General features: G+C 69.3%; 20 protein-coding genes. 3 read left to right on the forward strand and 17 right to left on the reverse strand.

Features of this window, described 5'->3' with window-relative positions:
- The first annotated feature begins 224 nt into the window (after window positions 1-224).
- Window positions 225-611, forward strand: a complete 387-nt coding sequence (locus tag OHU74_RS34150; protein WP_371614296.1) for a DUF6334 family protein — start codon at window positions 225-227, stop codon at window positions 609-611.
- Window positions 612-641: 30 nt separating this feature from the next.
- Here the strand turns inward: OHU74_RS34150 and OHU74_RS34155 are convergent, their stop codons facing one another.
- Entirely contained in the window at window positions 642-1,325 is a 684-nt protein-coding gene (locus OHU74_RS34155) for a TetR/AcrR family transcriptional regulator C-terminal domain-containing protein (RefSeq protein WP_371614295.1), read from the reverse strand.
- Window positions 1,326-1,444: 119 nt separating this feature from the next.
- Between OHU74_RS34155 and OHU74_RS34160 the strand changes: the two genes are divergently transcribed.
- Window positions 1,445-2,149 (forward strand): DUF4386 domain-containing protein, encoded by a 705-nt coding sequence (locus OHU74_RS34160; protein WP_371614294.1) that lies wholly within the window; start codon window positions 1,445-1,447, stop codon window positions 2,147-2,149.
- A gap of 29 nt (window positions 2,150-2,178) precedes the next feature.
- Here the strand turns inward: OHU74_RS34160 and OHU74_RS34165 are convergent, their stop codons facing one another.
- The 9 genes from OHU74_RS34165 to OHU74_RS34205 form a co-directional block, all read right to left on the reverse strand.
- Entirely contained in the window at window positions 2,179-3,285 is a 1,107-nt protein-coding gene (locus tag OHU74_RS34165) for a mechanosensitive ion channel family protein (RefSeq protein ID WP_371614293.1), read from the reverse strand.
- A 267-nt stretch (window positions 3,286-3,552) separates the two neighbouring features.
- On the reverse strand, window positions 3,553-4,401 hold the full coding sequence (locus tag OHU74_RS34170) for an amino acid ABC transporter ATP-binding protein (protein ID WP_371614292.1): 849 nt from the start codon (window positions 4,399-4,401) through the stop codon (window positions 3,553-3,555).
- 7 nt (window positions 4,402-4,408) lie between these two features.
- Complete coding sequence (locus OHU74_RS34175) at window positions 4,409-5,209, reverse strand: amino acid ABC transporter permease (protein WP_371614291.1); 801 nt, start codon at window positions 5,207-5,209, stop codon at window positions 4,409-4,411.
- The gene (locus OHU74_RS34180; RefSeq protein ID WP_371614290.1) at window positions 5,206-6,198 is read right to left on the reverse strand and encodes an ABC transporter substrate-binding protein; all 993 of its coding nucleotides are present in this window, start codon (window positions 6,196-6,198) and stop codon (window positions 5,206-5,208) included. The genes OHU74_RS34175 and OHU74_RS34180 overlap by 4 nt, the downstream gene beginning before the upstream one ends.
- Before the next feature lie 141 nt (window positions 6,199-6,339).
- A complete protein-coding gene (locus tag OHU74_RS34185) occupies window positions 6,340-7,101 on the reverse strand; it encodes a class I SAM-dependent methyltransferase (RefSeq protein WP_371619539.1) in 762 nt (253 codons plus the stop codon).
- 87 nt (window positions 7,102-7,188) lie between these two features.
- Complete coding sequence (gene arr / locus OHU74_RS34190; protein WP_371614289.1) at window positions 7,189-7,599, reverse strand: NAD(+)--rifampin ADP-ribosyltransferase; 411 nt, start codon at window positions 7,597-7,599, stop codon at window positions 7,189-7,191.
- A gap of 114 nt (window positions 7,600-7,713) precedes the next feature.
- Complete coding sequence (locus tag OHU74_RS34195; protein ID WP_371619538.1) at window positions 7,714-8,484, reverse strand: alpha-ketoglutarate-dependent dioxygenase AlkB; 771 nt, start codon at window positions 8,482-8,484, stop codon at window positions 7,714-7,716.
- Window positions 8,456-9,703, reverse strand: a complete 1,248-nt coding sequence (locus OHU74_RS34200; RefSeq protein WP_371614288.1) for a hypothetical protein — start codon at window positions 9,701-9,703, stop codon at window positions 8,456-8,458. The genes OHU74_RS34195 and OHU74_RS34200 overlap by 29 nt, the downstream gene beginning before the upstream one ends.
- Window positions 9,704-9,779: 76 nt before the next feature.
- Window positions 9,780-10,496, reverse strand: a complete 717-nt coding sequence (locus OHU74_RS34205; RefSeq protein ID WP_371614287.1) for a hypothetical protein — start codon at window positions 10,494-10,496, stop codon at window positions 9,780-9,782.
- Between the two features lie 307 nt (window positions 10,497-10,803).
- Between OHU74_RS34205 and OHU74_RS34210 the strand changes: the two genes are divergently transcribed.
- On the forward strand, window positions 10,804-11,196 hold the full coding sequence (locus OHU74_RS34210) for a hypothetical protein (RefSeq protein ID WP_371614286.1): 393 nt from the start codon (window positions 10,804-10,806) through the stop codon (window positions 11,194-11,196).
- A gap of 87 nt (window positions 11,197-11,283) precedes the next feature.
- On the opposite strand, the gene OHU74_RS34215 is transcribed toward OHU74_RS34210, so the two are convergent.
- From OHU74_RS34215 to OHU74_RS34245, 7 genes are all read right to left on the reverse strand, one after another.
- Window positions 11,284-13,560 carry an ADP-ribosyltransferase domain-containing protein gene (locus OHU74_RS34215; protein WP_371614285.1) on the reverse strand — a complete coding sequence of 759 codons (2,277 nt, stop codon included), beginning with the start codon at window positions 13,558-13,560 and terminating at the stop codon, window positions 11,284-11,286.
- A 131-nt stretch (window positions 13,561-13,691) separates the two neighbouring features.
- On the reverse strand, window positions 13,692-14,024 hold the full coding sequence (locus OHU74_RS34220) for a hypothetical protein (RefSeq protein ID WP_371614284.1): 333 nt from the start codon (window positions 14,022-14,024) through the stop codon (window positions 13,692-13,694).
- A 152-nt stretch (window positions 14,025-14,176) separates the two neighbouring features.
- Entirely contained in the window at window positions 14,177-14,515 is a 339-nt protein-coding gene (locus OHU74_RS34225; RefSeq protein ID WP_371614283.1) for a hypothetical protein, read from the reverse strand.
- The gene (locus OHU74_RS34230) at window positions 14,512-14,760 is read right to left on the reverse strand and encodes a hypothetical protein (protein ID WP_371614282.1); all 249 of its coding nucleotides are present in this window, start codon (window positions 14,758-14,760) and stop codon (window positions 14,512-14,514) included. Before OHU74_RS34230 ends, OHU74_RS34225 begins: the two co-directional genes overlap by 4 nt.
- 273 nt (window positions 14,761-15,033) lie before the next feature.
- On the reverse strand, window positions 15,034-17,682 hold the full coding sequence (locus OHU74_RS34235; protein WP_371614281.1) for a TIR-like protein FxsC: 2,649 nt from the start codon (window positions 17,680-17,682) through the stop codon (window positions 15,034-15,036).
- Window positions 17,679-19,739 carry a hypothetical protein gene (locus OHU74_RS34240; RefSeq protein ID WP_371614280.1) on the reverse strand — a complete coding sequence of 687 codons (2,061 nt, stop codon included), beginning with the start codon at window positions 19,737-19,739 and terminating at the stop codon, window positions 17,679-17,681. Before OHU74_RS34240 ends, OHU74_RS34235 begins: the two co-directional genes overlap by 4 nt.
- Before the next feature lie 26 nt (window positions 19,740-19,765).
- Entirely contained in the window at window positions 19,766-20,752 is a 987-nt protein-coding gene (locus OHU74_RS34245; RefSeq protein ID WP_371614279.1) for a hypothetical protein, read from the reverse strand.
- Window positions 20,753-20,773: the final 21 nt, after the last annotated feature.

The following is a 20,773-nucleotide window of genomic DNA, read 5'->3' on the forward strand; positions in this document are numbered from 1 at the left end:
CAGCGGCAACAGACACAGCAGCACGCCCGGCCCGGACTTCCCGGCCGGGCGTTTTGCGTATGCGGCGGCCGCCGAGCTCCGGTCGCGCGAAGCCCGGCGGGATGAGGCCGGACAGGGCGATTGCGTGACGGAATTCCGTCTCCGTGCCGTGTCCATCGTGTTCGAATGATCAGCCGCGCATCCGGAGATCGCGCGAGCGTGTCGGATTCGGAAGGGGCGCGGGCATGTTCCAAGAAGAGCGTCGGGCGATGTGCTACGAGGCCGGACGCCTGCTGGGCGTTCGATACGGCAGCTTCCCGGACGCGCCGACCACGATTCCCGCCGTGATCCTGGACTTCGAGGACGGGTCCTGGGTGCTGGCGGTCAACGCCGACGACGACACGATCCGCATCTCCAGCTCCGACGGGCTCCCGCTGGAAGGCGTGTGCGTCGGGGATGCGCCCCAGGACTCGCCGTGGACCCGCGTGCTGGGCGCGTCGGCGCAGTGGATCTGGACTCTGGAGAACCAGCAGGGCTACGAAGACGGGATTCAGTTCTCCTTTTCCCGGGAGGGAAGGGAAGTGTGCCGAATCCAGCTCATCGCGGTGGCTTCAGGCTGGCACATCGTGTGATTTGAGTGCGAAGCCGCCCCCAGGCCCCGCCTACGTCTTCCGCGCGGACGTCCAGCCCTGGCGGCGGAGGTTTTCGAAGCCGTCCAGGAGGAGGTCCAGGGCGAATTCGAACTCGAACTGGTCGTCGCAGCCGCCGCCGACCGCGGAGCCCCCGTCGTGCGCGGCCGTCGCGGCCAGTTCCGCGATGTGCGGGTAGCGCGCCGCCATCCCGGGATCCGGCGGGCCGGAGGGGCCCGAGGTGTCGAAGAGTTCCTGGCTGTAGCCGAGCAGGCGGCTGCCCATCGCGTGCATGACGTGGTGCGTGAGGTCGGCGGAGAGCCCACCGTCCCGGAAGCTCCCGGCCATCGAGTCCAGGTACGCCAGCACGGCCGGAGTGGGTCCGGTCCGCGACTCGATGACCCGGGTCGCCCAGGGGTGGCGCAGCAGCACCCGCCGGGCCGACAGGATCCGCCCGCGGACCACGAGCCGCCAGTCGGCCCCCGCGGCCGGCGGGTCGATCTCGCCGACGATGGCGTCGGCCATGCCGTCGAGCAGCTCCTCCTTGTTGGCCACGTGCTTGTAGAGGGCCATCGGTACGACGCCCAGCTCCTGCGCGAGCCTGCGCATGCTGAGCGCGTCGATGCCGATGGCGTCGGCGAGCGTGACGGCGGCGCGCAGGACGCGGTCCCTGTTCAGGGGGATCCGTTGCGTGTGTGTGGCTTCCTGCCGGGTCATTCCGGTTCGGCCCCTTCCCTCATCGACAGCACCCTCTCCTTGACGAGTGTACGCCGTACACCTATGGTTGCCGCCAGGTGTACGGCGTACACCACCATCGAGTGAGAGGTGCCGAGAAGATGAGTCCGGACCGGAGAACCGCGGTGGCCGCCGGGTCGCTGTTCCTGCTGACCGAGGTCGCCGCGATAGCCGGGGCGGTTCTGTACCGCCCCCTGCTGGGCGCGGCGGACGGCCGGCTCGCACAGGGCGCCGACACGAAGGCGCTGCTCGGGGTGGTCTGCGAGGTGGTGCTCGTGGTGGCGGTTGCCGGTACCGGGGCGGCGCTGTTCCCCGTCCTGCGGCGCCACGGCGAGGGGCTCGCGCTCGGATACGCCTTCGGGCGGCTGCTGGAGGCGGCCGTCATCACCCTCGGGATCGTCTCCGTCCTGGCGCTCGTCACCCTGCGGCGGGACGGAGGGGCGGCGGACGGCGCCGACGCCGCGCTGGTGGCCGTGCACGACTGGACGTTCCTGCTCGGGCCCAACGTCGCCCTCGGCCTGAACACCGTGCTGCTCGCGTACCTGGCGTACCGCGCACGGCTCGTGCCGCGCTTCATCGCCGTACTCGGGCTGGTCGGCGGGCCGCTCATCTGCGCCTCGGCGGTCGCCGTGATGTTCGGGGCCTACGCGCAGGTCTCCGTCGCGGGTTCGGTCGCCGCGCTCCCCGTGTTCGCCTGGGAGCTGGCGCTGGCCGGGTGGCTGATCGTCAGGGGGTTCGGACCCGGATCGGGCGCCGCGTCCCGGGCGGACGCAGAAGCGACGGATCCGACCGGTGTCCGGCCGTGAGCCCGACCTGAGCCTGCCACCCAGGCCCGCTACCGCCCGTTGTCCGCCAGTGCCGAGGCCGGCGCCTCGCGTTGGTGCGGGAACGGTGCCGGCGGTGCGGGCCGGGGGTCGTCCTGGTGGAGCGTGACGGTCCGTGTGGGGGCGGGGATCGAGATGCCCTCTTCTCGGAACCGTCGGTGCAGCCGCTTGATGAACTCGTGTTTGATCCGGTACTGGTCGCTGAACTCGCCGACGCCCAGGATCACCGTGAAGCCGATCCTGGAGTCCGCGAACGTGTGGAAGCGGACGGCCCCTTCGTGGTCGGGGACCGCTCCGTTGATGTCGGCCATCACCCCGTCGACCACCTCGAGGGTCACCCGCTCGACGTGCTCCAAGTCGCTTTCGTAGCCCACTCCGACCTGGACCAGGATGGACAACTGCTGCTCGGGCTGGGTGAAGTTGGTCATGTTCGTGCGCGCGAGCCGCCCGTTGGGGATGATCACGAGGTTGTTCGACAGGTTGCGGACCACGGTGTTGCGCCAGTTGATGTCGACGACGTAGCCCTCCTCGCCGCTCGTGAGGCGGATGTAGTCACCGGGCTGCACCGTCTTCGAGGCGAGGATGTGGACGCCGGCGAAGAGGTTGGCGAGGGTGTCCTGCAGGGCCAGCGCGACCGCCAGACCGCCCACCCCGAGGGCAGTGAGCAGGGGCGCGATGGACACGCCCACGGTTTCCAGCGCGACGAGCAGGCCCATCGCGAGCACCACGACCCGCGTGATGTTGACGAAGATGGTGGCCGATCCGGCCACTCCGGTGCGCGCATGGGCCACGGACTGGACGAGACCTGCGACGACCCGGGCCGCGCCGAGGGTGGCCATGAGGATCAGCAGGGCGGTCAGCGAATGGGTCACCCAGCCGGAGATTCGCGTACTGAGGGGCAGGGCCGAGGCGGCCACGGCGGCGCCCCCGATGACGGCCGCCCCGGGCGCGAAGGTGCGCAGCGCGTCGACGATGATGTCGTCCCCGCTCCAGCGCGTCCGCAGGGCATGCTTGCCCAGCCACCGTACGAGGGCGCGCAGGAGCAGACCGGCCAGGGCGCCCGCGGCGAGCGCGATGCCGGCGACCAGCCAGTCGTGCAGGACGAGGTCCCGGGTCAACGGACGACCTCCGCCCCTCGCCGGACCGGGGAAGCGGCGGCGGGAGCTGCCGCCCGCCGTATGAGGGGTGTCGTCACCTTGTCACCTGTCAGTTCGTCGTGCGGGAAGCCGCGTTCGGACATGCGTGCGCATCCGGAAGCGGGCTGCCATCCTGCCCCATCGGCACGGCGGCGCCGCAGGTGGGCCGGGTTTGCCGTCCTGGTGCCCCGGCATCCGGGCGCGCGGAGCGGGGGGCGGGGGCGGGGGCGCGCCGGGGACCGACAGGATTCAAGCGTCCTCGCCCGGCCGCGAGCCCTCGCCCTCGGGCCTGGGCGGCTCGGCCCGGGGCGGTTCGGCCGCCGCCGGGTCCAGGATGCGGTCGAGGAAGCTCCTGGTCCGCTCCTGCCGGGGATCCCCGATCACCTGCGCCGCCGGACCCTGCTCGACGATCACACCGCCGTCCATGAACACGACCCGGTCCGCGACCTCGCGGGCGAAGCTCATCTCGTGGGTGACGACCATCATCGTCATGCCCTCGCTCGCCAGGACCCGCATCACCGCCAGCACCTCGCCCACGAGTTCGGGATCGAGTGCCGAGGTCGGCTCGTCGAAGAGCATCACCTCCGGTCCCATGGACAGGGCCCTGGCGATCGCCACCCGCTGCTGCTGGCCGCCGGACAGCTGGGCGGGGAAGGCCTCGGCCTTGTCGGAGAGGCCCACGCGCGCGAGGTTCTCGCGGGCCACGGCCGCGGCCCCGATCTTGTCCCTGCGCAGGACCCGGCGCTGGGGCAGGGTGAGGTTCTCCGTGACATTCACATGGGGGAAGAGGTTGAACTGCTGGAAGACCATGCCGATGCGGCGGCGTACGGCGTCGATGTCCACGTCCAGGTCGGTGACCTCCGTGCCTCCGACGAAGACCCGGCCCTCGCTGGGCTCCTCCAGCAGGTTCACACAGCGCAGTAGCGTCGATTTGCCCGAGCCGGACGGCCCGATGACACACACCACCTCGCCCCGCGCGATCTCCAAGTCGATGCCGCGCAGGACGTGGTTGTCGCCGAAGGACTTGTGCAGTCCGCGGATCTCGATCTCCGGGCCGTCCGTGGTCATCGGGTCCACCGCTTCCGTCTCCTGTGGCATCTCGTCCTCACGTGGCCTTGGCCGCGCGGGTTTCCAGCCGGCGCACCACGAAGCTCAGCGGCACGGTCACCAGGAGGTAGCACAGGCCCGCGACCAGGATCGGGGTGGAGTTGGCGCTCTGGCTGGCGAGGTCCCGTCCGAACTTGGTCAGCTCCCGCTCCTGCAGCGTCACACCGAGGAACAGTACGAGCGAGGAGTCCTTGAACAGCAGGACCAGTTCGTTGGTGAGCGGCGGGATGACGATGCGGAAGGCCTGTGGAATGACGATCGAGACCATGGCCCGGGCGTGCGAGAAGCCCAGCGAGCGGGCCGCCTCCAGCTGCCCCTTGGGGACCGCCTGGATGCCGGCCCGAATCGTTTCCGCCATGTAGGCGGCGGCCACCAGGCCGAGGCCGAGTGCGACCTTGCCGTACGTGCCGCCGGGGATCGCTGTACCGGGGAACGCCAGTGGCACCGCCACGCCGACGAAAATGAAGATCAGCAGCGCCGGGAGGCCGCGGAACAGTTCGATGTAGACGCCGGCGACCCACCGGTAGGGGGCCACCGAGGACAGCCGCATCATGGCGATGACCAGGCCGAGGACCAGGCCGAGGAGGAACCCCGACAGCGTGTAGACCACCGTGTTGCGCAGGGCCGTGGTGATGATCTCCGGGAAGAGCCGCAGCGCCAGGTCCTTCTGGGCGAACTGGTTCTGCAGCCGGCCCCAGTCGGCGTTCACGCCGATCAGCACCAGCACGGCACCGAAGAGCGCGTACTGCACGCCCTGCGAGACGCGGCGGCGCTGACGGCGGGTCAGCCGAGAGGTCACGGCGCGGCCTGGGGCAGCGGGCCGATCCACTGCTCGTAGATCTTCTTGTAGGTTCCGTCGGCCTTGGCGTCCGTGATCGCCTTGTCGATCGCGGCCACGAGGGCGGTGTTGCCCTTCTTCACCGAGAAGCCGTACTGCTCGCCGGTGTCGATGTTCTGCGCGAGGGTGAACTCGGCCGCGTTCTTCGGGTCCTTGAGCCAGCCCTGGACGACCGGGTAGTCGATGACTACGGCGTCGACCTGACCGGTGCGCAGTCCGTTGATCACCGCGTCCGAGCTCTCGAAGGCTACGGGGTCGAATCCCTGGCCCTTGGCGTAGCTCTCCCCGGTGGTCTCGGCCTGCGCGCCCAGCTTCTTCGACTTCGCCTTGAGATCGGCCAGCGAGGTGACGCCGCTCTTCTTGGTCACGAGCAGTGCCTGAGTCGCGTCGAAGTAGGGCACGGAGAAGTCGACGTTCTTCTTGCGCTCGTCGGTGATCGTCATGCCGGCCGCCGCGAGGTCGCACTCGCCGGAGTTCAGGAAGGCCCCGGTCTTGAAGTTCTCGAAGGGCGTGTCGAGGATCTTCTGCTCGACCTTGAGCCGGCTCGCCACCAGGTCGACCAGGGCCACGTCGAAACCGACGACCTTGCCGTCCTTCTCGAACTGGAACGGCGGGTACGGCAGGTGGGTGCAGGTCGTCAGTTTGCCCTTCTCGACGACGGGCACTCCGCCGGCCGCCTCACCCGCGCCGCCGCCGCTCGATGAGCATCCCGCGATGAGGAACGCACCCGCCGCGGCGGCTGAGGCCGCGACGCGGATACGGAGGCTGTGGCGGCGACTGCTGCTTCCTCTGGCCGTCCGGGACACGGTTGACCTCCATGAGTGCGGGGGCGAGCGGCGATTACGGAACGGGACCGTCCGCCGAGATCGTAGGCCACGGGCGGCGCCCGCTGAGGGACCTTCGGCGATGCGTTCCGGGGACCCCCGGCGGAACCGCACGGATCCGGCCATGACCACCGAGGCCGGGCGGCCGCCCCACCGCGCACTTCGCCCTGGACACCCTGCGCCTGGTCATGGCCGAGCGCGCCGCCGAGCTGCGGATCGTCCGCATCGAGGTCCGCGCGCCTTTCCCGGCGCGGGCGTGTCGAGCGTTCAGGCCGCGCCGAGGAAGACGTACGCCGTCATCGGGGCGACGACCGGCCCTGCACCCAGACGGGCCGTCATCTCCTCGATGACGGTGGCCCGGACGGTCGGCCCGTCTCCGCGCTCTTCGACGGCCGCGCGCACGGGCGTCCCGGTGAGGAACCCGATGGCGACGTCGGCGGCCGACGCGGCCCGGCCATCCAGGGTCAGCTCCTGCTCCTCCTCGACGCCGAACCCGGCCGCCACCAGGTCGGCGGCCACAACGGCGGGGTCGGCGTAGCCGTGCGGGACCGTTGGGAGGAACCGTGGAGGGTCGACCGGAAAGGCCTGCTCAAGCCCTGCCTGCACCGCGGCGTCGAAGGCGTGCGTACCGATGGGGCCCCACGTGTTGAACAGGAACCGGCCGCCCGGGGCCAGCACCCGGCGGGCCTCGGCGAAGGCCGCGACCCGGTCGGGGAAGAACATCACGCCGAACTGGCAGACCACCAGGTCGAAGCTTCCGTCCGGGAACGGCAGCCGCTGTGCGTCGGCCTGCCGCCACACCGCGCCCGGGGCCCGGGACGACCCGAAGGCGACCATGGCCTCATTCAGGTCGGTGGCCGTCACCTCGGCCGACGGAACCGCGGAGAGCAGGAGCGATGTCAAAGCGCCGGTGCCCGCGGCCAGTTCGAGAATCCGCCTTGGCTGGAGTGGAGCCGCTCGGGCGGCCAGGTCCTCGGCGAAGGGCCGGAAGAGCACCGGCACCAGGTACTGCTCGTAGGCCGCCGGCATGGACTCGGACCACCGCCGGTCGGCGTCGCTTCCCGTCACCTTCTCAACGGTAGTGCCGTCTGGAGGAGACCTCGCCGCGCCTCGCCGTCAGTTGATGATTTCCGCCCGGTCATCCAGACGGATCTCGGCCAGCCGGTCCCGCCACATCTGGAGGGCTTCGGGTGTCTGTCGCGTCCAGTCGGTGACCTCGCCCACGATCCGGAGCGGCCCCAGGCTGCGATAGGAGCGGGTGGGATTGCCGGGGAACTTCTTGTCGGTGACGTTTGGATCGTTCTCGAACTCACCGGTCGGTTCGACGGCATACACGCGCGGGGCCCCGTCGCCGGCGGCGAGTTCGGCGGCAAGTCCCGCGCCGTCGCGCAACGCGGTGAAGTAGATGTGGTTCATCACGATTTCGGGCCGGTAGTTGGAGCGGAAGCCGGCGGTGAGATGATCCCCGACCCGCAGCTCGGCCTTTGTTCCGTGGAAGAACGGTCCCTCGTCCAATACCTCGTCCATCGCCGCAGGCTATCAAACCGGGCTGGAGTGACGGCGAGCCGTCCAGGACGGTTCGGACGCCGTGATCACATCTGCCACAGCGGGATCATGGGTCGGCGAGCCGCGGCCATTGGGTCAGACAGGCGGCATCAGGTCGCTCTCGCTTATGGTGTACGTCAGCAGGGGGTAGGTGAAATCCGTTTCCTTGTTCTCACGGCGGCGTAGTTGATAAAACTCATTCCTCTGCTCATCGTCGGCCGACATGAGGCGTTCATCCTGCGGGAGATATGCGTTTCCGTCGCGAAACCGAACGAGGGTCTTTGAGGTTCGAAATGTTACACCCAGCCATTGGTTGTCCGTCGTCCGGGCTGGCGTTTCCAATATGATTTTGTGTCTGAGTCGCCGATTCGAGTCGACAGAGAACGCGACGACACTGTTGTGGGCGAGGGGGATCTCGAACTTCTCTCCGCTGGAACCCTTTGATTCGAAGATCAGCTTTCTTGGCGGGCTCGCTTCGGGATGTTGGTAGCAGGAGAAGACGGCGATAAACGACTCGTTGGCCAGATCGAGGGCTTGGTCGGAATGGCTGCCCATGGTTGTGTAGGCGTTCGTGTAGCTCTCGATGAGAGCGTTGTTGAAGCCGACCGGGAGCGCCGCTCGCTCTTGGACGTGTTGCGCAAGCCGTTCGTGTACCGCCCGGAAACGCTGCGTCGGGCTGCCGTATCGGGTGGTAGTGCGTACGAGCGGTACGCCGCCCGCCTCGTCGACCTTGGTGAGCACGGCGCCTCGCCGGCCTTTTCCTACGCCTTCCAAGCGAGCCGACGCGGACAGCTCCGCGAAGAGATTTTGCTCGGTTGGAAAAGAGTACGAGAGGATCTCATCCGAGATCCTGGATTCGGGGGGCAGTGTAGTCTCCTGTGTTCATGCTGAAGTGAAATTCGTCGCCGTAATCAATGAAGGACGAGGTTCTGTTCTCCTCGGCATACAATCTGCGCAGCTCGTCCATCCCATCTGGTGTGGGCGCCTCCAGCTTCACCAGATCCCCGGCCAGCTTCAGGAACGTGTTGCCGTTCTTGTGAACGGCTTCGGCGTTCGAACAGCGCACCACGTATCCCAGGCGGGTCGGGAGCAACTCGGCGTCCAGCGTTGAGGGACGGATTTCGTGCGTATACAGGCGGTTGGTGGACAGCGGCATGAAGAACACGGAGCCGGGGTAAAGGATCACGGTGAACTGCGAAGGGAGCGTGACTCCATCACGTTCCCCGGTCGGCTCCTTGAGGCGAAAGTGGAGTTTGGTCAGCCCGCTGGCCCCCTTCACGCCGTAGTCGAAGGCGTCTTCGGCCAGGGGTTGCAGCTTTTCGAGCCGGTCATAGAAGGTGCAGAAGGCCATGATGCCGTTGACAGGCATGTCCTTGGTCTTGTCGGCATGGGATGAGATCTTGGCCTTGGACTGCTTGCGCTCGGCCGTGGCAAGGGTGTTGTGGTAGATCTGAGCGAGGACGTGATTGAGCGGTGCCTGGTTCCGGAAGACGCCGGCGGCCTCGCGGTTCAGAGCCTCGACGATGCGCGTGTCGGTCTGGCGAAAGCTCTCGGTCGGCCCCGAGAGATTCGTGGAGCACCGGAGCAGGCGGAAATGCAGTTCGTCACCGATTTGTGTGACGGGCGTCAGATAGATTCCGCTGCGATGGGCTGTTCCGGGCTTGGTGGACTCCGTCAGGGACTGGAACGCGTGCTCCGAACGGATCCGTCCGAAGTGATCGGCGTCGAGTCCGAAAAAGCGACGGTAGTACACGCCGACACCGTGTACGAGGATGGGGACTCGGCCGACGTCGACGAGGGTCCAAGACTGGTCGACGTCCTCGCGGAAACCGTCTGACAGCTCCCGGATGACGAATACCCGTGCAGCCGCGCGCAGTTGGTGGCCACTGATCCTGGATATGTCGCCGCACAGGTAGACGGTCTTCTGCGCGAGTTGGGGCGAACCGGAAGCAAGGTCCTCCGGCGTGATGATGGAACCGAAGAAGTCCCTGATCAGCTCATGATCCTGCAACATCGAAGGTGCAACCAAGATGTTGCTCGCGTCCTCGATACAGGCTTCTGTCAGCTCTGTTGCACTCTTCCACATGCGGACCAGTGTCCCACCGGGCTCCGCCCCACGAGGAAGGCAGAACCCATCAACTGATCACAGCATCACGCAGGCCCTAGAGAGAGTGCGGCAGCTGCCCGGCCACCTCGGCCTCGGCGAGCAGGGCTCCCGCGACCGCTCGTACGCTCTCGTCCACGTCGGCCTTGCCCAAGTTGTAGCGAAGGTGCGGCAGCAGCCCGGGGTCCTTGGCCAGCCTCTTGTGAACATCGGCGACCGCGACCGCGACCATGTCGGCGGCCGGGCCACCGGCAGCGGCTACCTTGCGGGCGTGATCCGTGAGCGTGGTGGTGAGGGCGCCGAGCCGGGCCGACCTGCGCAACCCCAACTCGCCGTACCCCTCGGGCTGGCCCACTGCTCGCTGGGCCTGTTCGGCTTCCGCTCGTTCCCTGATGGCGGTGGCTTCGATGGTTGCGGCCTTGAAGTTGGTCTTGAAGTCGTCCGCCACCCTCTTCAACCTCCGGACCACCCACAGGGTCCCGACGCAGGCGAGGGCCACCAGGCACACCGTCTCCGGGATGCCGAAGGCAGCGCCGTGAGTATGCCAGTCCTTGATGTTGAGTTTGATCGCACCTATCGCGGTGAAGATCATGCCGGTCGCCCACAGCGCAGGCGCGTCTTTCAGGTAGGCCCTGGCGGTGAGGTAGGCGACCTGGCTCGCGCCGGCTCCGGCGAACACAGCGCCCCACGGGCCGAAGAGGGGCATCAGCACCGCAGTGAGCGCCGCCCACACGCCGATGAGTATCAGGACGTGGGTTTTTGCGTTGGCAAGCATGCCGGCATACCTCTCGGTTGGGGAGGCCGCCCGCCCGCACCCTGCTGCTGATCGGGTCGGCCCCGTGGGCGGCACTTCGCATGCTCACCACGTCGAATCGCGCCGAATCTAGCAAGGAGCGCGGCGAGACGCCACGGCGGGCCAACTAGCGTGCTCCGTCCCACTGGGGGCGCGTCCTGTGCCGGCCAACCTTCACTGATTGCGGCCGATTCCTCACGCCGTCTGTCAAGCTCCCGATCACAGCTGCGCCCGGGTCCAAAGCTCCGGGGCACCTGGCCGCGGCCGGGGCCCCGGCTACCCTCCAGGGGTGGAACGCGCAGAGGTACTCAAGAGAGTGATCGGCATCCTCACCGAGGCCCAGGACATCCGGCGGGCCGCCGAGACCGGGCAGGATGACACGGGCGGCGGAGACGGCGACGACTCAGCGGGCGGAGCGGCGACGGCCCAGGTGGCCACGACGCTCCTGAACGAGATGCTGCCGTCGATCAGCGTCCCGGCCGACGCGTCTCCGCGGCAGGTGGCGGCCCTGGTGGCCGAGGCCCTGGGCCCGGCCCTGCACACGATGGTTTCCGGATTCAGCCTGGCGTTCACCAGCCTCGCGATCGCCCACGACCAGGGGCGCACGGACGTCTCCGCGATCGAGGTCCTCCAGGAACTCGCCCTCGAGGTCGAGGCGGGAGTCTACGACGAGGGGCCGTAGTACGCGTCGCGGACCGATCGGGCAGTGGCTTGGCCGCCAGGCTGACCGAGTTGGCGCGCCGAAACAGGCGCGCGGCCCCAAGGGCGGTCAGGACACCAGCGGAGCCGCGTCCACCTCGGTCAGTCTGACCGTGCACAGCCCGCCGCGTTCGCTCTTGACGTCCGTCACCTTGAGCTGAGTGCCCGGAGTGAGGATGTACTCCTCCTCCCCGGTGAAGGCGGAGAAGCCCCTGATCCCGACCGCGTGGGCGGGCGTCACCTCGAAGAGGGTCCGCTTGCCGCGGCTCCCCAGGAAGGACCGGGCCACCTTCAGCTCGGAGGTGCACGAGGAGACGCCCCACCAGGTGACCGTCTGGCCCACCGGGTACTGCGCCCGCAGATCCAGAGACACACCGCGCCACAGCGGCTGCGTGTGTGCGGGTAGCCCGGACACCGCCGAGAACAGCAGCCGCAGGTACGGCAGGTAGGGCATGACCCTGGTGCGGTCCGCGGAGCGGAGGACCGCATTGATCTCGCGGTAGAAGGCGGATTCGCAGGTGTAGAGGTAGAGCGCGGCGATCGCGTCGGCGGACAGGCCGCCGGAGGTCTCGTCCGCCCGCCGTTTGCCGAAGTCGCGTGACCGGACTATGTGTCCGGCGAGCCCGGACAGCGTCTCGGCGACCGGTGCGACGGCGTCGTGGAAATCCATCAGCGGGGTATCGAACACGCCGGTGATCGCGGGGAGGACCAGGCCCTCGTCCTTGACGCTGGTGAGCCGCTCGAGGTACAGCTGGTGCAGGTTCATGGTCGACTCGATGAAGGTGCCCATGCGCGCCGCCACACCCGCGTCCGCACCGGCTGCCCCTGCGTTCCACCCCTTGCTCGGCAGCCAGTCGATCACATCGGCACCCAGCGAGGCGAGGGCCTCGTTGACCATGGCGAAGTGATCGCCCTCGCAGAAGATGTCTCCCTGCGCTGCCGGGTTGGTGTGGTCGATGTGCCGGACCTCGACGTCCGGGTACTTCTCCTGGAGCCGCAGGACGACCCCCTTCAGGTTGCGGGCGTGTGCCCCCCACCAGGCGAACACGACCCCGCGGTCCTCAACATCGGCGTCCTGCTTGGCCTTGAGGATCTCCTCGACGATCCGTTCGGCGACGGGCCGCCAGAACGCCGTGTGCTGCTCGGCACCCATCGCCCCGTCCCCACTGGCCGTGAGGGAAGCGTTCAGCAACAGCACGCCCTGCGTGAGCATCGCCTGGAACCACTCCGGCGGCTGGACGGTGTCCCGCTCCTTCAACAGCGCGCGGATGTCGGCGATGGGCGTCTTCTTGGCGATGCCGTACTTCCACATCGCCGCCGCCTTGATGATGCAGCGGATGCTGACGACCCTGCCGAACTGGCTGTCCTTCCAGTCGTTGAAGGCGTTGTCGAACATGGCTATGCCGGTCGCGCTCTCCGGCCGCGGGTAGGGGTTCTGGCCGAAGGCGACGACCTTCCACCTGTGCGGCGGATTGGGCTTGAGCGCCTGGAAGGTCAGCTCACGGACGGGGACGATCTCAGGGCTGCGGCCCTTCCCGATGAACCGGGCGGCGTCCGGCAGCGCCTCGATCACGGGTTTGAGGAGCGGAAGCCAAGGCTCCCCGCCACCGTCGAAGAGCTCGGTGAGGACCAGGGGGTCGTTCGCGTCGGAGTGGCTGGCGGGGTGGCAGGCAGCGACAGGCTCGGCGGCCTTCGGCGGCACGATGCGCACCCGTTCCTCAACGGGGGCGTTCTCGATGCCGTTGAGCTGAGTGATGATCGTGGCGGGCAACTCGTCGTCGTCTTCGAACCAGTGGTCATGGAAGAGCGTGTAGCCGGTCCACATCAGATTGGCGCACACCCTGGCCGGGACCCGACCGGTCTGCGCGCCCATCCCGACCAGCGCCACGGAGCGGATGCTGCCCGGCGCCAGCTGGTTCTGCCGGTGCACGGCTTGGAAGGCTGCGGCGCAGGCCAGCGCCACGTTCACCGTGGCACTCACGTTCTGCGAGGACCGCACCATGGTCGGCGTCGATATCAGGTACCGGGGGCTGTTCGCCCCCGACAGGACGCAGACCGCGCTGCCCACCGGGAGGGCTCCGGCGAACCGGTCGCGGATCGCGCGCTGTACACGGAGCTGAATCCCGGATCCGAGGTGGCGCTTGATGACGGCGTCGACCCCGCCGTCCATCCGCCCCTGTGAGTTCGTCGGGGTGACCCAGGCATCGACGTCCTCGTCGAGGATCGAGCCCCTGCGGATCTCGATGCCGGGGGTGTCCGCGAACGCGGCCCGCCATGCCTCCACCACGCGCTCGTTCACGTCTGTCAGTACCACCCTGAGCGTGGGCTGAACACTGCTCTCGATCATCGTCCACTCCCCGTCGAATACACCCCTTGCAACACCTCGAACCTAACCGCTACCACTGACAACGGCGCTCCGGAAAGCCGAGGCTGACCAGCCGTCATGGCTTCGGAAACGCGCCGCCGAACCGGCTGTGGCTACAGGGTGAGCGTCAGCAGGATCGTGGTGGCCGGCGGGAGGGGCGCGGCCCAGCCGGCCCAGTAGCCGGCCCTTGCCCAGACGGTGCGGTGCAACGGGAGCCGGGAGGCCACCACGAGGAGGGGCGTGGCGGTCCAGGACGCCCACCAGCAAGCGGTGACGACGGCCACGGTCTGAGGGTTTTCCTGTGTGGCCATCCCGGCGAGTGCTCCGAAGAGGAAGGCCACGGGGAGCATTGCGACGGTCAGCGCTGTGACCCACATCGCCACTCGGCGGGCGGCGGGAGTCTGGGTGGGGTGGCCGGGGTTCAGGGTGGCGGTCGTCTTGTGCATGACGACAGCCAAGCAGTTCCGAACGGCCGGCCGCACGGGCGGGCGTACTCAGGTCGGCGGGCCCCGGTACTCATCTTCCCGGGCGGCCGGCCGGGCCCCGGCGCCGGGCGGCGGGCGGCGGGTACCCGACCACGTGGATCGGCCACGCTGAATTAGGGTCCGTCCAGTACTGCGGCGAGCCCGCCGAAGACGGCGACGACCACCGTCGTGAGCGCCGCGCAGGTGAGGAGCACCAGCCAGCCGCCGATGATGCCCAGCAGCGCCGTGCCCCGCCCGTTTCGTCGCCGACGCAGGCGTCCGACGTGGCCGGTGACCACGGCGAGCAGTCCGCACACCACTGCCCCGATCAGGGTGAGTTGGGGAAGCATCCATCCGTAGAGGGTCAGGAAGCTCATCAGCAGTGCGACACCGCTCAGGGCGGTGTACGCGCTGAGCCGGGCCGGTCGGTTGACGGGCAATCCGGTCTCCGTCTGTCCAACTTCGTCGTTCATGCCGTCACCAGCGAGGGCCTGCCGCGGCGGGCCGCGAACAGTCCCGCGCACACCAACAGCGCCAGGGCGAACAGATTCCCGGCCGTGAGGAACGTCCAGCCGGGCCACCCGGGGGAGGCGTATCCGGCCTCGTACGGGGACGCCGCGCAGCTCGTGGTCGAGTCGCACACGATGTGCTTGCCCGCCCTCGCGATCAGGCCCCACAGGAGGCCGTAGAGGGACAACAGCAGTGAGCCGATCGTCATGACTGCCGGTACGGCATACCACCCGCCGTGCGGGCGACGCCGTGCGGGCGCCCCGGGCGAACCGTACAGATGTGCAGGCAACGCACGAGCCGGGTGCGTCGGACGCATCAAACGCCTCCGATGAATCGAGGTCAGGGACCCGCTCATCCTTGCCCGTCAACGGCCCGACGGCATGAGTGCGGATACTCAGATGCCCTGGCCGGCCGTGCCCCTCCCGGAGGGGAATGCCGATGGCGCCGGTTCGGTGAGGGGTGATGAACCCCGGCGCGAGGGTCAGTCCTCGTACGGCGGGTCCCCTTCCGCGTCGGGGAACTGGTCGAACGGAGGGGGCGAGGCGCTACCGTCGTCGGAGAGGCTGACCAACGGGCGCATCGGGCCCGTCAGCCGCGGCCGCTCGTCGCGGGTGTCGCCGACGGGCATGTACACCTGTGAGTGGCGGATGAACTGCTGGGTCGCGGCCTCGATGACCTGGGGCAGGATCTGGCCGAGCGTCTCCATGTTGGCCACGCCGTTGGCGGCGGCTCGGACGGCGGCCCGGCCCTGGCTCATCTTGACGGGCATGGTGTCCTCGAGCCGGTGGGCCAACTCGCTCTCCTTCGCGCGGCTCTGGTGGTCGTAGCGGTTCCACGGCACGACCACGTTGATCCACGGCCGGGACTCCTGGTCGAAGGCGGCCAGGCGCTGGCGGCGCTGTTCGTCCTCCACCGCCCACCGGTCGACGATCAGGATCTCGGGCCGGGTCGGCGGCTGTTTGGAGTCGAAGTGCACGGCCTCGTCGTCGAAGGAGCTGACCGTCACCTGGTAGTTGAGGTTGCGGATCAGGTCCTCGGTCACGTGGGCGATGGGCCGCTGGGACACCGGGTGGTACGGGTTCCAGTCCAGGGCGCTGTCCCCGTAGTACTCGGGACTGCGGCCTTGAGGCAGATCGTGCCGTGTGGGCGCGGCGACGACGATGTGGACCGAGCGGGAGGTCGTGTTGCCGAAGGCGCTCGGCACCAGCCGGTAGTCCAGGGGACGGATCGGCCCGAGCCGGGTGGTCTCGGCAACACGGACGATGCGCTTGGCGAGTTCGTAGACGGCTCTTTCGTACTGCTCGGCGTAACCGCGCAGTTTGATCAGGCCGTACAGCCCCTCGGTGACGTACCGCTCCCCGAAGGCGTTGTGGTTGAACTGCAACCGCTCGGCCGGCATCGGAAGTTGGGAGGGCGGAACCGGCACCCACAGTGCGGGAACGATGGCCTCGGCGGACTGGTTGCTGAGCGCCGCGTGATGGACGGCGCGCTGGGCGAAGGCGAACCACTCCTTCCCGCACATCTCGCTCGCGAAGTACCGCGGCGAGAAGAGGGGGACGAAGGTGCGGCAGGTGGCGAGCGCCGCACCGAGCCGTTCCGACCAGCCCTCACCACTGCGTATCTCCCGGTCCATGAAGCCGGCCTCGGCTCCGGCGGGCAGGTCCGTCAGTGCCATGACATGGCTGGAGAGGTCACGGAAGAGTCGCTCCACCCACATGTCGGGATCGGGTCCCCCCGCCCCGAACCTCGGTGTGTGCGCATAGCTCAGGAAGAAGTACGGCTGGATGTCCGGCCTGCTGCGGTGTCGGCCGAAACTCCTGGGCGGCAGCGTGTCGGTTGCGGGCTCCGCCACCGGAGCGACCGGAGCGACCGGGGTCACCGGAGCGACCGGGGCGGCAGGAGTGACCCGACTGCCGGGATCGAACGTGGCGGGCTCGGCCACCGGGTTCTCCGGGTTCGCCGGCTTCGCCGGGTGGGCTGCGGGCAGGCTGTCGTGCCGACCTGCGACGAGTCGCTCCGCGTACTGGGGCAGGCGCTCGCGCAGCAGGCGTACGTCCCGCACCCCGAGCGACGACCGGATGTGCTCCCGGACGCCGTCGCGGAAACGCAGTGTCGTCGGGTCGCCGCCGGTGACGGAGAGCAGCCCGCCCACGAGGACCTCGGCGATGTCGGCCGAAGTGGCCTCGGGCTCGAACGCTTCGGCGATCTCTTGGAGTTGTGGCAGATCGAGCTCCTCGTACGCCCCGCACAAGACCGTGAGCCTGGCCGCTCTGGGGGATGCCAGCATCAGGCAGGAAGCAGTCAAGGAGGCGGGCGTGCAACGGCATTCGTCCGGTGTGGGCGGATCCCATGCCGCGGGGCCGGGCACCAGAAGTGCGTCACAACCGTCGGCGGACTCCGCCGTCAGCGTCCGTGCCCACCGGCCCAAGGCGTGACCGGTCAGCGACATCACCGGAAGGGGGAGCCACGAGGTGCCTCCGGGCCCGGCCTCCGGCACACGGTCCGGCACAACATCGCCGTCCAGTACACGGTTGTCCCGTACACCGCCGTCCGGTGCGCCGCCGGGCCTTCTGTCCGCCAAGGCGTTCAGGAGGGGCGGCGGCTGGAAGAGGAGGTCGGCGTTGCTCGCCGCTGGTGCCGTGGGCGCTTTGACGCGGACGGCCGGCAGATCGATCCCGACGTGGCGCCAGAGTTTCGGGGGCAGGGGATTGATGAGTGCTGTGGGGGAGCGGTGCAGGAGGGCGTACAGACCCTGCCACCACGCCGGACTGCGCCACCGGGGGGCAGCGCAGTCCGAGACCAGGATCAGCACCCGGTGCACATCCGTGCCCCCCGCGCCCGCCGTTGCGATCGTCCCGGGACTCGCGGCCCAGGCCTGCGCCTCCGCCGCCGCGGGCAGGTCGCCGATCTGGACGCTGCGGAAGGCTCCGAGCCCGATCAGCGCCCGGGCGAACGCGTCCAGGTCATCACGCCATACCGCCATGGTCGGCGACCGGTCGATCAGGATCCTGGCGTGGATCCCGGTCTGTGGCCGCCCCGGCATGTCGCCCCCGGTTTCCCGCTGTTGGAAGGGGCGCAGGGCATCGGCCATGCGGGTGGCGGCATCGGTGGGGGAGGAGCGGCCGGTCATACGGACTCTCCGCTCGTGCCCGACACCCGGAACCGGTTGCAGAACGTCAGCCATTCCTGGTCGTCCCAGACCAGCCGCAGCACGGAGATGTCCTTGGCCGAGCCGCCGCTCCACTCGCACCGGTAGGTGTCCAGGAGGCTGTCGGGCAGGGTGCGCCAGTGCTCGTCCAGCTGTTCCCGGAGCGACACCGCGAAGTCTTCCGCTCCGTGCGGCCACATCAGTACGGGTGTGTAGGCGAGCAACAGGTCCAGCAGTCCTTCCGTGTCCGCGGTGGGCCGTTGGGCGAGGCCGATGGCGCCCGCACCGTACTGCCCGCGGGCCAGTAGCCGGCCCAACGCCTTCGGGTCGGCGGTCTCCTGGGCCGAGAGCCAGTCCAGCGGCGCGGACGCCTCGGTGTGGCTGTCGATCGCCTTCCAACGGGCCCTGATCGAAGCCTCGGTGAGCCTCAGCAGCCGGGACGGAGCCAGGCGCTCGCTCCAGTGCATCACCACGTCGTGGTGGACCCCGAGCCACAGTGCGGACCCGGACTTCTCGGGATGCCAAGTGACCAGCAGGGCGCTCGGAGCCGCCACGTGGACGCGGGTCAGGGGGAGTTGCAGACCGTCGGCCGCGCTGTGGGCCCACAGCAGGGCGTTGTCGAGAGCGTCCTCCACGCTCTCGCGGTCGATGGGCCGATCGGTCCCCGGAACGCAGCTGAACGTGTTGCGCTCGAAGATCTCGCCGTCCAGGAGCAGCCAGGTCTCCAGCGTCTCCGGCCAGGACCCGGCCATCGACGCGTGCAGACTCGTGACCAAGGACAGCCGCTGCTCGGCATGTTGACGCCGGGTGAACTCGACGGCGTCGTTGAGCTCCTGGCGGGCCTTGATCTCCTCCGCCCACCGGCCCAGTTCGGGGTCCTGATCGCTCCGTCCGGCCGCCCGCGCCAGGAGCAGTACGAACCGAGTGACCCACGACCGGCAGTCCTTGTGGGCGACGGGGTGGTCGAAGACCAGGTAGTCGAGCACCTTCACGTCGCTGTCGCACGGCGTGTCGGGGCTCGCGGGCAGCCGGCGCTCGCCCGCGAGCAAGGAGCCGAGGGCGCGGCGGATGCGCGGGGTCGTCAGTTCCGGGCCGATCCACGCGCGCAGGAACTCCACCGTGCGGACCGCTACGTACAGATCGTCGGCGGCCTTCATCGCCCGGTCCAAGGCACTGTCCGGCTCCGCCGGCCGCGATTCGTCCAGCCGGCGCAGGAGGGTCCGTACGTCCTGGGTGCCGTGTGCCCTCGGAACGGGTGCCGGCGGATTCAGCCCGCCCAGTGCGGAGGCGAGCTCCTCGGCCGCGAAGGGCCCGCTGAGGACGCCGGGGGACGTACCGCGATACCGGGGGTTGCGGGCGACCCAGAGAGGTGGGCGGGGGGACGGGTCGCCGTCGTGCTCCGTGAGCGTGATGTCCTGGCCCCTCACGTGCCTGCGCAGTTCCAGCGCGACGCGCTTCACCGACAGCTCCTCCTCGTCCACGGGAACGCCGGACCGCAGCACCGCGGCGAGCTGCCGGGAGAGGGCCAGGTCGTACGCGGGCTGGCTGGTGGACGAGGCCATGAGGAGCGACAGGCGCGTACGGCCGTTGCGGCTGCCCGCCGTCAGCTGGGCCGCAGCCGGGATCGCCCCGGCCGCATGACAGGTGTCGACGATGCCTATCAGCCCGGCCACGCCGTGGTGGTCCGCGGCCATCGTGACCAGAGCGCTCACGTCGACGGCCCCCCGGCGCATCTCGTCGACCGACTCGGAGGCCATCAGGTGGAGGGTTCCGGCCTGACCGACGACGAAGCCGTGCCCGAGCATGGCCAGTACCAGAACCGCGTTGCGCTCGGCGGCGTGCTCGACCGCCCCCTCCACCAGGCCCCGGATGCGCCCGCTGGTCAGACCGTCCCCGACGAACAGTGACCCGCCGTCGGGGAGGCCGGGAGAACAGTCGCCCAGCGCGCCGTCCCTGAGTACCTTGTCGAGCTCGAGAGCGGCCGGTTCGAGGGAGTCCAGCCGGGGCATCGACTCGCAGTGCGGTGCGACGATCAGCACGTGCCTGGGGGAGGCCGGCCCGACCATCACCGAGCCCCCGCCGCGCCCTCGCGCAGCGCCGCGGCGACCGGACCCGCCACTGCCGGCTGGGCGAGGTACTTCTGCGCCGGGTGCACCCACAGGCCGTCGGAGTCCACTCGTCTGCTGACGGGGGCGACCCCGTCAGCGTTGGGCGCCACGTCCTCCTCCAGGCGCGGCCGTACGGCGATCAGGTCGTCGCGGTCCCAGAAGTTGAGCCAGCTGCGCACCCCCGCGGGCGCCGCCGGCGGGCGGGGCCGCAGGTGCGGCCAGACGGCCGCACGCATGGAGATGGGGGAGCCGAGCGTGACGAACAGCGGAACGTCCCCCGGGTACTCGTGCAGCGCCTCAAGAGCGACGACCGTCCCGAGGGAATGCGCGACGACCAGGTTCGGGCCGTCCCCGAGCGCTTCGCCCACGCGCGCCCTGATCCGCTCGTCCAGGCTCCCTCCCGCCGCCTCGCTCTCCCCGCGCGCGAGATAGCGGGCCACCTGCGCGAGGTCGCGCACCATCAACTTGGGGGCGACCCACGTTCCTACGGAGCGCCACGGCCTGAGTTCCAGCAGCGTGGTGGCCACGTCCAGCGCCTTGCGCAGGATCTCGCCGCCGCCCTGCTGCTGGCGAACCCCGTACGCCGTCTGGGCGCGGGCGTGCTCCAGAACCTCCAGCTCGGCCGCCTTGCGATCGGGGTCGGTCTCCAGCTCGTTCTCCGCGACCAGAGACGCCACCACGTCGCCGAGCAGCCCGGCGAGGATCTCGGCCTCCGACGCGCCCGGACTCCACGAGCCCTCGCCCTGCGCCCCGGGCGCGGCGAAGAGGTCCCCGTAGTAGACGAAGCGCCGGCCGCCCGAGGCGTCCCCGAGCAGCCGCTCCGCCTGGTCCTCGTGACCGGCGGCGCACATCCCGGCGGCCAGGGCGGCGGACCATTGATCGAGCTCCTTGGCGGGGTCCCGGGGGCCGCCAATGCCGTGAACGAACACCACCCGTGCAGCCATCGCACCCTCTCCGTTGCCGCG

This window comes from Streptomyces sp. NBC_00454 (assembly GCF_041434015.1).
Classification (GTDB): Bacteria; Actinomycetota; Actinomycetes; order Streptomycetales; family Streptomycetaceae; genus Streptomyces.

Coding starts and splice junctions, on each gene's coding strand:
- OHU74_RS34150 (WP_371614296.1), top strand. CDS start 225: ATGTTCCAAGAAGAGCGTCGGGCGATGTGCTACGAGGCCGGACGCCTG.
- OHU74_RS34155 (WP_371614295.1), bottom strand. CDS start 1,325: ATGACCCGGCAGGAAGCCACACACACGCAACGGATCCCCCTGAACAGG.
- OHU74_RS34160 (WP_371614294.1), top strand. CDS start 1,445: ATGAGTCCGGACCGGAGAACCGCGGTGGCCGCCGGGTCGCTGTTCCTG.
- OHU74_RS34170 (WP_371614292.1), bottom strand. CDS start 4,401: ATGCCACAGGAGACGGAAGCGGTGGACCCGATGACCACGGACGGCCCG.
- OHU74_RS34180 (WP_371614290.1), bottom strand. CDS start 6,198: ATGGCCGGATCCGTGCGGTTCCGCCGGGGGTCCCCGGAACGCATCGCC.
- OHU74_RS34185 (WP_371619539.1), bottom strand. CDS start 7,101: ATGCCGGCGGCCTACGAGCAGTACCTGGTGCCGGTGCTCTTCCGGCCC.
- arr (WP_371614289.1), bottom strand. CDS start 7,599: ATGGACGAGGTATTGGACGAGGGACCGTTCTTCCACGGAACAAAGGCC.
- OHU74_RS34200 (WP_371614288.1), bottom strand. CDS start 9,703: ATGTGGAAGAGTGCAACAGAGCTGACAGAAGCCTGTATCGAGGACGCG.
- OHU74_RS34205 (WP_371614287.1), bottom strand. CDS start 10,496: ATGCTTGCCAACGCAAAAACCCACGTCCTGATACTCATCGGCGTGTGG.
- OHU74_RS34215 (WP_371614285.1), bottom strand. CDS start 13,560: ATGATCGAGAGCAGTGTTCAGCCCACGCTCAGGGTGGTACTGACAGAC.
- OHU74_RS34220 (WP_371614284.1), bottom strand. CDS start 14,024: ATGCACAAGACGACCGCCACCCTGAACCCCGGCCACCCCACCCAGACT.
- OHU74_RS34225 (WP_371614283.1), bottom strand. CDS start 14,515: ATGAACGACGAAGTTGGACAGACGGAGACCGGATTGCCCGTCAACCGA.
- OHU74_RS34230 (WP_371614282.1), bottom strand. CDS start 14,760: ATGACGATCGGCTCACTGCTGTTGTCCCTCTACGGCCTCCTGTGGGGC.
- OHU74_RS34235 (WP_371614281.1), bottom strand. CDS start 17,682: ATGACCGGCCGCTCCTCCCCCACCGATGCCGCCACCCGCATGGCCGAT.
- OHU74_RS34245 (WP_371614279.1), bottom strand. CDS start 20,752: ATGGCTGCACGGGTGGTGTTCGTTCACGGCATTGGCGGCCCCCGGGAC.